Origin of the sequence: Caproicibacter fermentans (assembly GCF_009746625.1) — a bacterium.
In the GTDB taxonomy this organism is placed as follows: Bacteria; Bacillota; Clostridia; order Oscillospirales; family Acutalibacteraceae; genus Caproicibacter; species Caproicibacter fermentans.
Genome location: NZ_VWXL01000095.1, coordinates 102,496 through 112,991 on the forward strand (window position 1 = coordinate 102,496; position 10,496 = coordinate 112,991).

At 46.8% G+C, this 10,496-nt stretch carries 10 protein-coding genes; 5 read left to right on the top strand and 5 right to left on the bottom strand.

The genetic code is table 11. The features are described from left to right. The first annotated feature begins 156 nt into the window (after positions 1–156). Complete coding sequence (locus CAFE_RS16300; RefSeq protein WP_156991204.1) at positions 157–972, top strand: undecaprenyl-diphosphate phosphatase; 816 nt, start codon at positions 157–159, stop codon at positions 970–972. Positions 973–1,126: 154 nt separating this feature from the next. On the opposite strand, the gene feoB is transcribed toward CAFE_RS16300, so the two are convergent. The 5 genes from feoB to CAFE_RS16325 form a co-directional block, all read right to left on the bottom strand. Continuing rightward, positions 1,127–3,286, bottom strand: a complete 2,160-nt coding sequence (feoB, locus tag CAFE_RS16305) for a ferrous iron transport protein B (RefSeq protein ID WP_066643196.1) — start codon at positions 3,284–3,286, stop codon at positions 1,127–1,129. A gap of 122 nt (positions 3,287–3,408) precedes the next feature. Continuing rightward, entirely contained in the window at positions 3,409–3,645 is a 237-nt protein-coding gene (locus CAFE_RS16310) for a FeoA family protein (RefSeq protein ID WP_066643194.1), read from the bottom strand. Positions 3,646–3,862: 217 nt separating this feature from the next. Continuing rightward, complete coding sequence (locus CAFE_RS16315; RefSeq protein WP_066643191.1) at positions 3,863–4,042, bottom strand: hypothetical protein; 180 nt, start codon at positions 4,040–4,042, stop codon at positions 3,863–3,865. 148 nt (positions 4,043–4,190) lie between these two features. After that, entirely contained in the window at positions 4,191–4,958 is a 768-nt protein-coding gene (locus tag CAFE_RS16320) for a sulfite exporter TauE/SafE family protein (RefSeq protein WP_156991205.1), read from the bottom strand. Positions 4,959–5,583: 625 nt separating this feature from the next. Further along, a complete protein-coding gene (locus tag CAFE_RS16325) occupies positions 5,584–6,504 on the bottom strand; it encodes a LacI family DNA-binding transcriptional regulator (protein ID WP_139103999.1) in 921 nt (306 codons plus the stop codon). A 177-nt stretch (positions 6,505–6,681) separates the two neighbouring features. Here CAFE_RS16325 and CAFE_RS16330 point away from each other — a divergent pair, with 177 nt between their 5' ends. The 4 genes from CAFE_RS16330 to CAFE_RS16345 all read left to right on the top strand — a co-directional run. Then, on the top strand, positions 6,682–8,013 hold the full coding sequence (locus CAFE_RS16330; protein WP_156991206.1) for a carbohydrate ABC transporter permease: 1,332 nt from the start codon (positions 6,682–6,684) through the stop codon (positions 8,011–8,013). 4 nt (positions 8,014–8,017) lie between these two features. Then, a complete protein-coding gene (locus tag CAFE_RS16335) occupies positions 8,018–8,845 on the top strand; it encodes a sugar ABC transporter permease (RefSeq protein ID WP_066643169.1) in 828 nt (275 codons plus the stop codon). A 126-nt stretch (positions 8,846–8,971) separates the two neighbouring features. Next, complete coding sequence (locus tag CAFE_RS16340) at positions 8,972–10,264, top strand: sugar ABC transporter substrate-binding protein (protein WP_156991207.1); 1,293 nt, start codon at positions 8,972–8,974, stop codon at positions 10,262–10,264. A 93-nt stretch (positions 10,265–10,357) separates the two neighbouring features. Then, positions 10,358–10,496 (top strand): alpha amylase N-terminal ig-like domain-containing protein (locus tag CAFE_RS16345; RefSeq protein ID WP_156990756.1); only part of this gene is annotated, 139 nt, incomplete at its 3' end.

The following is a 10,496-nucleotide window of genomic DNA, read 5'->3' on the forward strand; positions in this document are numbered from 1 at the left end:
ATGGAAGAATGTTATTGGATCAAAGCCGGAACCTGTTGCAAATTGACTGCGGACAAACTATAATAAGGCTCTGGGCTGCCGGGGCCTTGAGAGCATTCTCCCGGGAAAATCATTTTACCGTATGAATAAAAATATCAATTAAAGTAGGAGAAGAAAATGGATCTTATCAGAGCGATTCTGTTCGGTATTATCGAGGGCTTGACCGAATGGCTGCCGATCAGCAGCACCGGGCATATGATTCTGGCCGAAGAGTGGATTAAAATGGATTTGTCCGCTAAATTCATGGAAATGTTCCTTGTCGTCATTCAGTTCGGAGCAATTCTGGCTGTCATTGTTTTATATTTTCATAAGCTGAATCCCTTTTCCGGGCGGAAATCGACCGTTCAGAAAAGGGAAACCGTCTCTCTGTGGATGAAAGTTCTGTGCGCCTGTGTTCCGGCCGGCATCATCGGTGTATTATTTGACGACCCGATCAACGCGCTCTTCTACAATTATAAAACCGTAGCCATTACATTGATTTTGTACGGAGTGTTTTTTATTCTGGTGGAAAACCGGAACCGCGGAAGGATCCCTTCCATCCGGAACTTTTCGTCCCTGAGCTACCGCACTGCTTTTATCATCGGCATTTTTCAGGTTCTGGCGCTGATACCCGGCACGTCCCGGTCCGGCGCGACAATCCTGGGCGCCATCTTAATCGGAACTTCACGGGAAATCGCTGCGGAGTTTACGTTCTTTCTGGCGATCCCCATTATGTTCGGGGCAAGTTTGCTGAAGATGGTAAAATTTGGATTCGCCTATACCCCGATGGAGGCCTGGGTATTGCTTCTTGGCATGGCTACGGCTTTTCTGGTATCCGTTTTTGCAATCCGCTTCCTGGTGGGATACATTAAAAAGCACGATTTTAAACCGTTCGGCTACTACCGAATCATTTTGGGAATCGTTGTTCTGCTGTACTTCGGGCTTGTACATTAAACGGTTGGATTTTCCGGCGCATAAAACGGTCCCCGAACAGATTGTCCGGGGACCGTTTTGGGCTGCATTCTGATGATTCCCTTCCCGTTGCAGTCTGGCCGACTCTTTCGCAAGGCGCTCCGGAGTAATGACATTTTCCTGGAAATCGAAGTCTTTAAGCCAGCCCAAGCAATCGGACCGAGTTCGCAACCAGAAAACAGACGGCAATCCCTGTGACAGTAGGAATTGCGAAAGAAAGCAAAGTCCATTTCATGCTTTGAGTTTCTTTATGGATGGTGAGGCACGTCGTTCCGCAGGGCCAGTGCATCAGGGAAAAGAGCATGACGCAGACGGCCGTCAGCCAGGTCCAACCGTGGCTGACAAATAATGTATGCAGCTGAGCCAGACTTTCGTAGTCCGTCAGGGCCCCTGTGGCCATATAGCTCATAATGATGATGGGCACGACGATTTCATTTGCAGGGAAGCCGAGAATAAACGCCATCAGAATATATCCGTCCATCCCGATCAGACGGCCGAATGGGTCAAGAAAGTCTGCGCAATGAGCCAGAAGGCTGATGCCGCCGACATGAATGTTGGCCAGAAGCCAAATGACAAGGCCGGCTGGAGCCGCCACAACGACTGCGCGTTGCAATACAAACAGTGTCCGGTCGAAAATGGAACGCACGATCACACGGCCAATCTGCGGACGACGGTAAGGAGGAAGCTCCAGATTAAAGGAGGACGGCATCCCTTTTAGAATCGTTTTGGAAAGAATTTTGGAGATTATCATGGTCATGAAGACTCCAAAAACAATAACGGCGGTTAAAGTCAGAGCGGAAACGGCGGACTGGAACGGACCGGACACCGCCGCCGCAAAAAACATGGTGATAACGGCGATCAGTGTGGGAAACCTGCCGTTGCACGGAACGAAGTTGTTGGTCAGAATGGCAATCAGCCGTTCGCGCGGGGAGTCGATGATCCGGCAGCCGATGACGCCGCACGCGTTACAACCAAATCCCATGCACATGGTTAACGCCTGTTTGCCGTGCGCGTGCGCTTTTCTGAAAAAGTCATCCAGATTGAAGGCGACGCGCGGAAGATAGCCGAGATCCTCCAACAGAGTGAATAGAGGAAAGAAAATGGCCATCGGCGGCAGCATGACGGATACCACCCATGCCAGCGTGCGGTATATTCCGTCTATCAGGATACCCCGGATCCAGGCCGGAGCCGAAATCAGGATGAAAAATTCCGTCAGCCGGTCTTCCACCCAAAAAAGTCCGGCCGCGATCAGCTCGGACGGGTAGTTTGCCCCCGTAATCGTCAGCCAGAAGATCAGCAGAAGCAAAAGCAGCATGATGGGGATACCGGTTGCCCGGGAGGTTAAAATCCGGTCGATCTTCCGGTCGCGCTCCGCGTATTTTTCCTTATCGCACACGATTACGCCGCGGCAGATGTCCTCGCAGTTTTGTATGATCCTGGTCACGACCCGGTCGCGGAACAGATCCCCGGTGATCGAGTTTTCGGCCAGAAGGGAACGGGCGCGCTCCAGACTTTCCACGATATCTTGAAAAGAGAGAAGATCATAGCCAAGATATTTTTTGAGCGACTTTAACAGGCTTTCATCTCCGTCCAAAAGCTTGAGGGAAACCCAGCGGCTGTTCAGCTTTCCGCTGAGCACGTGATCGACGGCGGGCCGGAGAAGTTCAATAGCTTTCTCAACCGCTTCGTCATAGGTGATTGGAAAAGGGGTCGCTTTTTGGTCCGATCGGGTCAGCCGCATGACGGTTTCCATCAAATCGTTCAGCCCTTTCCCGCTTCGGGCGCTTGTTCCCACTACGGGGATTCCGAGCTTCTGCGAAAGCAGCTTCAAATCAATGCGGATTTTTTTCTTTCTTGCTTCATCCAGAAGATTAACGCATAGAATCACATGTCCGGAAATCTCCATTGTCTGAAGAACCAGATTTAGATTCCGCTCCAGACAGGTTGCGTCCGCTACAACCACGGTTGCGTCCGGATTGCCAAAGCAGATGAAATCGCGGGCAATTTCCTCCTCTTCGGAGTTGGCCATCAGGGAATAGGTTCCCGGAATATCCACCAAAATGAAATTTCTGCCCTGATACCGGTAGGTTCCCTGTGCGTTCGCTACTGTTTTGCCGGGCCAGTTTCCCGTATGTTGGTTCATTCCTGTCAGATTGTTAAAAACCGTGCTTTTCCCAACGTTTGGATTTCCCGCGAGTGCAACGACCTGATCCAGCTCGGTTTCCTTTTCTATTCGCAGCAAGCCGTCGCAGCAGTTTAACACTCCCGCTCCGGTAGACGCTCCGGATAAGCCCATAGGATTTCCCTCCTGCTTCAATATATGGATTTTAACCTGAAAACAGGGCAAATCCGAGGGAGCCGGCAAGAAAGGAAATCCGATCCCCAATCTGCCTGATTCCGGCGGATTTACCCTGTCTGTCAGGCGTTCACCATGATTTTAGCGGAAACGTCCGACCTTAATGCGATTACGGCGCCGCGAATCAAATACGCGACCGGATTCCCCGAAGGGCTTTGATAGAGCGATTCTATCTGTGTGCCGTCAATGACGCCAAGGTCCAGCATCCGGCGCCTTGTGGTGCCGTCTGAAAGAAGCGAAGTCACGCTGGCCTTTGCTCCGACCGGCAGCTGGTTCAACGGAATCTCTTTTTGGTTCATTGTGGATGTACCTCCCATATATTTTCATAGATAGCGGTCGTTGAAATTGTTTCACTAGGCTAATCTATGGTTCTTCAGCCGAAAGTGTTACGGTTTTCAATTATCCGGCGTAAAAAAAACGGCCTGTCAGTACCATTCGGTAATGACAGACCTGTTTTGGCTTGTGCCGGACGGGCAGAAAACGGTTATGCGAAATCACGGACATCCTGGCATCAAGCTATTCCGAAGGCCCCATATCCTGGTCAATCAGGTAGTTCATATAGGCGTTCAAGCTCATTCCAAGAGAATCCGCGTGAGCTTTGATTTCCGCCTTACGGCCTTTTTTTACGCGGAATATGATATCGTCCAATTTTTTCAGATATTTTTTCGTCGCTTTTTCCCGGGCCCTGCTTATCATGTCAAAACACCTCAAACATATATCGACTTTATAAATAAATACTTGATAGTAAAAATGTATTTTATGGGTATTTTATAAGTCAATAAAAGCAGCCTCCCGCAACGGCATCAGCCGCCGGGAAGGCTGCAACATTTTTTTGGCTAACGATTCACGCAAACATGTCGAATACGAGTTTGGAGAAGAGAAGAATCAAGACCAGTACCATGACCGGACGAATGAATTTGGCCCCCTTTTTAATCGCAAGCCCGGAGCCGATCCAGTGCCCTGCAATGGAACAGGCGGCCGCCGGAACCGCCAGATTGTATTGAATGGTGCCGGCCGCAATGAATGTGGCGAGCGCCGCCAGATTGGAGGCCAGGTTGACAACCTTGGTATTGCCGCACGCGGTTTTCATGTCGAAGCCTAGAATTGTCGTAAAGGCAAGAATCAGAAACGTACCTGTTCCCGGCCCGAAAAAACCGTCGTATGCGCCGATGACCAGACCGATCACAGCGGAAAGCAGAATGGCGCGGCGGCGCGGGATTTGGTCAAACGTACTGCTGTCCGATTTTTTTCGGCCGCGCCAAAAAATAAACACGGCCGCCGCGGGCAGCAGAATCAGCATGGCGATACGAAGCGCGCGGTCGTCGAGAAACAGGGTCAACCTGGCTCCGAGAAAGGATCCGCCCAAAGCGGCCGCCGCGGCGACGGCCGCGGTTCTGAAATGGAAATTTCCGCTGCGAAGGAATCTGCCCGTGGAAAAAAGGGTTCCCGTGCAGGACGAAAATTTGTTGGAACCAAGGCAAAAATGGGCCGGAATCCCCGTAAGGTAATAGGCGGGAAGCGAGATGAGCCCGCCGCCCCCGGCGATGGAGTCGACAAGGCTTGCCAAAAAAACGAGCGGGCAAACAATAGCAATCTGCTGTAAAAATGTCATGGAATCCCCCTGTGGTGAATTGTTCCTGAACGATCAATCCTACACATTGTGACAAATTTTCAGGCGTTTTGCAAGTACTGCGGGCAAAAAACCGGTTTAATCGAGACAAGGAAATTTCATGCCCCGAAAGTATTTGAAAATTCTGTACGGGGTTCTTATAGGATTCAAATGGAGGCAAAGGACCAAAAGAAAGCCGAATTTTAAAAATCATTAATTATTTAAGACAGCTTAAATTTTTTATGATGAGGTGAAAAATTTGCGGAAAATAGCAGGTTCCCGAGATTCTCATTTCACTTAACAAAAATAATGTTAAGTGAAAATATAATACAAATTGCACAATAAAATGCAATAAATGAGTAAATTTATTGACATATATTAATAATTGTGTTACTATGATCGCGTACACAGAAGTGGAAGGCTAACTTTCAACAGAACTCCTTTTCCTGGTTGGGTGAAAATTACATGGAACCGACAGGACTATTTTTTGCCTGCTTTTCCTCAATTGAAATTTTTCCCTGTTACTGGAACTGTAAAACAGAAAACCGGTACCAATGGGGGGTTATTCTTGTGAAAGCCGAAAAAAACCGGAAATGTTCAACGACATTCCGGTGGTTTCGTTTGCAAGCTAGTAAGTTTTAACCTCGCATGGAACTAATATCCGGTTGTCTTCATCCGCTTTCCCGTAGTCCAGAGCAAGCATTTTTTGCAGTGTTCCAATGGCGGTATCGGCAATTTTTCGGTTGGGAATAAAAATAGTTTTTGTGTCGGGAAGCAATATGTTGGAATCATCAAAATTCGACACGACGACAAGATCGTGCCGATTGATATATAGTTCCGTTTCAAGCCCGAGGATATCTCCCAATACAATTCCTTTTCCCTGGCGATGCGTTTGGAGAAACAAGTTCAAATCCGAATCTGAAGAATTGATAAAAACGTCGTTGGGAGGAAATTCTCCGATGATTTGATCCCTTAAATCCTCATTGCAGATGTCTTCCATCACGAGAAACGGTGAATTTGTATTTAGCATGGTTTTTGCCTTTCGGATCGCGTTCTTATAATCCGGATAGATTTTACAGAATAAGCTGTCATTCGTGTCGCAGTTTAAAAAAATTGCGGGTACGTAGTAGTGTTTTGTAATTTTATCAGCGATTTTGCTGTCTATATCAATAAAGAATGCCCCGTTGAAATGACTGCTTGAAATCGTATCAACGTCTTTTACAGGATCTTCCGTTTCAAGTACGATCGTTTCAAAGCCGAGCGTTTTCATTCGAGCGCTCATTTTTGATGCAAGATCATAATAAGTCATTCTTTTTCCAAGGGTATCGTGACCTTTGCAGCTGATCATGATCCCTACCAGATTGCTTTTCTGTTTTTTGACGGCATTTCGGGGCTTGTAATGTAAACGGGTTACGGCTTCCACAATCTTCAAACAGGTGTCATGCCCGATTTTTTCATTTTCAGAGTGATTCAGGACATATGAAACAGTGGCCACCGAAACATTGCATTCTTTGGCAATGTCCCGCATGGATACTTTATGCTTTGACACATAAAACGCCCCTTTGAGTTTCTTTTCAGTTCAATTTTATCATGGCTTGGCAATTTACGCAAGAATGACGCCGCAAGTATAAATTTTATAATCAAGTTTCATAAAAACTTGGGTTCAGACGATCTTGACAGTTTTTATTTGCTGTTTCAATCATTCGGAATAGGGGAGGCAAATGCAATGACGAAAAAATTCAGTTCTACCATTTTATCCTGTCTTTTCTGGGGGAGCGGACAGTTTTTTATCGGCAGGCAAAAGGCAAAGGGAATCCTGCTTTTTGCCGCCCAGGTTTTGCTTTTCGGAATAGAGTCGGTCTCCGGCTATTGGTTTAATTTCTTCGCCGGACAGATTCCGGATTTTCAAGTGCGATTATACGGCGGCTATTTTTCACGGGGAATTTGGGGCCTGTTTACTTTAGGCGCCGTACCCGGCGAGGACCATTCGACCTATTTAATGGTCAATGGAATTATGGCCCTGATGATTCTGATGATTTTTTTAGGTGTTTATATCTGGAATATCGTTGATGCTTATCGCACGGGAAAAGCGGTTGAAGACACACACGCTTACATAAGCTCACGCGCATTCGGCAAGAAATTATATCAGAAAATGTTCCCTTATTTTGTGCTGGCACCGATTCTTTTTCTTGTTTTGTATGTCGTAGTCATGCCGATCATTTTTTCGGTTCTTACGGCTTTTACGAATTACAATGCGGATCATCTTCCTCCCGCCCATTTGGTAAAATGGGTCGGCCTGGATAATTTTTTAAGATTGATCAGCATACCGATCTGGTCTCAAACGTTCCTTATCGTTTTGGCCTGGACCGTAATATGGGCTTTTCTTGCGACCTTTTCCACTTATTTTATGGGCCTTTTTCAGGCACTGCTGATCAACAGCGATTGTGTGAAGCACAAATCGTTTTTTCGCTCCATTTACATATTGCCGTGGGCGATTCCGGGAATGATTTCGCTTTTAATGTTCCGGAATTTATTTAACGGACAATTCGGTCCCTTAAACCAGATGTTATTAGACTGCGGACTGATTCACAGCAGAATCCCGTTTCTGTCCGATGCTTTTACCGCGAAAGTTACGATCATCGTGGTGAATTTGTGGATTGGTTTTCCGATGTTTATGGTTATGCTGCTCGGGGTATTGGCAAATCAGGATCCGGCCCTATATGAGGCTGCTCAAATTGACGGGGCGAGCAAGCTTCAGATTTTTCGACGGATTAAATTGCCTTTGCTGATGAAAGCGACCGCGCCTTTGGTATTAATGAATTTGGTCGGCAATTTCAATGGATTTGGGTTTATCTATTTCCTAACCAACGGCGGACCCAATAATTCCTCGCTGCAATTCGCGGGCGACACTGATATTTTGATTTCATGGATTTATAAACTGACCCTGAATCAGAACATGTATAATCTGGCTGCTGTTTTAAATATTCTGATTTTCATATTAGTTGGTGTGGTTTCTTACTGGAATTTAAAGGGTACGACCGCTATTAAGGAGATGTAAACAAATGAAGAAAAAAATAAACTCCTTTTTCGTGCATTTAGAGTTGATTATGGTAGCGCTTTTTGTTTTGATTCCGATTCTATGGATTGTTTTGTCGTCCTTTAATCCCGGGGACAGCCTGGCTTCCTCTTCGCTTATCCCGAAAAAACTTACGCTTTATAATTACGCAAGGCTTTTTAAAGAAACCAATTATCCGGTTTGGTTTAAGAATTCCTTCCTGATTTCTACCATGAACGCGGCAGTCTCCGTCGTCCTTATTATGATAACCGCGTGGATTGTTTCACGGTTTCATTTTAAAGGCAGAAGATCGGGTTTAATTGGATTGCTGCTTCTTTCCATGTTCCCTAACTTTTTATCCATGACAGCGCTTTACACGCTGTATTTGACGCTGGGCCTTTTAAACCATCCGCTCGCACTGGTCATTATTTATTCCGCCGGCGCAATACCGTATAATGTATGGCTTGTGAAGGGCTATTTGGACGGCATTTCGAAAGAAATCGATGAGGCGGCCTATATTGACGGATGTTCCTATTTTTCCACTTTCTTAAAAATTATTTTGCCAATGTCGAAACCGATTATTACCTATTGCGCGGTGTCCCAGTTTATGCTGCCGTGGATGGACTTCATTATGCCCAGCCTGCTTTTGTCAACGGATAATGACAACACGACAGTGGCGATCGGCCTTTACAATATGATCTCCGGCAAGGAAAACGATAAATTCACCATGTTCGCGGCGGGGGCTATTCTGATCGCGGTCCCGATCACAATTTTATTTATCTTGTTTCAAAAATACCTGGTTCAGGGCGTTGCCGCCGGTGCGAACAAGGGCTGAATGGTGAATTCCGCCTTTATCGCGGCGATAAGCTCAATCCCGGTTGTTGTTAACAGATACACGTTTTAACGATGTCCCTGATCACAAATAATTTGTGCCTTGCGCACAATGAAAGGATGAGCAAGTATGAAGTTGAAAAAAATTTTAGCAGTTACCTTATGCCTGTCGGTGGCATTCCCTTTGGCAGCCTGCAAATCCAACGTGCCGGCCGATACGTCCAGATCGGAGGCGTCCGGCGGCACAGCCTCCGAAAGCGGGGAGGCGCCTGCGCCGGAAAAGGGCGCGACATTAACATTTCGCACCGGCGGCGTAGACAGCGATTTGGCGTGGGGCAAAGCGGTTGCCGAAAAGTTTAAGGAAAAGTACGGGGTTTCGGTAACCGTACAAAAAGGAACCGAGGATAATCTGAAAAAAGCGAAGCTGGAAGCTGTGGCAAAGTCGGGAGCGGACGTGTTTATGCTTGCGCATGACCTGTCCTATCAGGCGATTGTACAGGGGATACTCTTGCCTTTCGACAACAGCATAGTCCAGGGGATGAAAGATGCTGTCAGCCCCGTGGCGCTGAAAACAGTGACGAAGGACGGCAAAGTTTACGGCGCGCCGGTTTCTGTTGAAACGTCGGTACTGTTTTACAATAAGAAACTGGTGAAAACCCCCGCGACAACCTTTGAAGAGATTTTTCAGAAAGCGAAGACCTATAATGATGCAAAGCAGAATAAATTCTGGTTCCTGTTTAACGCGAATGAGGGATCACCTCTTTATCCGTTGCTCAGCACCTACGGTTATAATTTGTTCGGAGCCGACGGCACTGATGAAAATAAACCTAACTTCGATACTCCGGAATTTTTGAAAGGACTGCAGGTGATTCAAAAATTCCATGAATTGATGCCGATGAAAGCGGTAGACTCCAGCAACACGGATTTTCTCAATAAGCAATTCACCAGCGGCAAAGCGGGTTATATCATGAGCGGTCCCTGGGATGTAAAAACCTATGAAAAAGCGAACGTCGATTTCGGAGTAATTCCGATTCCAACCTATGACGGAAAACAGCCGAAGGTATTTTCCTACATTCAAAACGCGCATGTGGCGTCTTACACCAAATATCCCAAAGCCGCGCAGCTTTTTGCGCAATTCCTTGTTTCCAATGAAAGCGCGGAACTGCTTTATTCCAAAGCGGCCAAAATCACGGCCAGAAAAGATGTTTCCAAGGTCAGCGGGCTTTCAACGGATCCCATCTCCGGCGCTATTCTGGAGGCGTTCCAAAAATCCGCTCCCATGCCAAGCGTCAAGCGAATTTCTTATTTCTGGACGGTCATCGGCGAAATCGGCCCGGAAGTATTCGATGAGAAACTGTCGCCTGAAGACGCACAGAAAAAGGCCGTGTCGGAATGGAACAGCCTTATACAGACGGAATCGTAAGGCTCATTACAGCATTTCCAATTTTAGATTGAAAATATGGACATGTCCCTCCCCCGTCTTCGGCGGGGGGAGGGACATGTCAGGAGGTAAAACTTGAACTTACAAGCACTTTATCATAACCCAAAAAGCAACTATGCTTTTGCTTATAACGATCATGAATTACATATCCGCCTGCGCACGGCAAAGGACGACTGCAAATCCGCAGTGTTAGTAATTGCAAAAAAACACGCAT

Excerpts from the sequence above, each read along its gene's own strand:
- CAFE_RS16335 (WP_066643169.1), top strand. The coding sequence starts at position 8,018 with ATGAAGAAAAAAATAAACTCCTTTTTCGTGCATTTAGAGTTGATTATG.
- CAFE_RS16320 (WP_156991205.1), bottom strand. The coding sequence starts at position 4,958 with ATGACATTTTTACAGCAGATTGCTATTGTTTGCCCGCTCGTTTTTTTG.
- CAFE_RS16330 (WP_156991206.1), top strand. The coding sequence starts at position 6,682 with ATGACGAAAAAATTCAGTTCTACCATTTTATCCTGTCTTTTCTGGGGG.
- feoB (WP_066643196.1), bottom strand. The coding sequence starts at position 3,286 with ATGGGCTTATCCGGAGCGTCTACCGGAGCGGGAGTGTTAAACTGCTGC.
- CAFE_RS16300 (WP_156991204.1), top strand. The coding sequence starts at position 157 with ATGGATCTTATCAGAGCGATTCTGTTCGGTATTATCGAGGGCTTGACC.
- CAFE_RS16340 (WP_156991207.1), top strand. The coding sequence starts at position 8,972 with ATGAAGTTGAAAAAAATTTTAGCAGTTACCTTATGCCTGTCGGTGGCA.
- CAFE_RS16310 (WP_066643194.1), bottom strand. The coding sequence starts at position 3,645 with ATGAACCAAAAAGAGATTCCGTTGAACCAGCTGCCGGTCGGAGCAAAG.
- CAFE_RS16315 (WP_066643191.1), bottom strand. The coding sequence starts at position 4,042 with ATGATAAGCAGGGCCCGGGAAAAAGCGACGAAAAAATATCTGAAAAAA.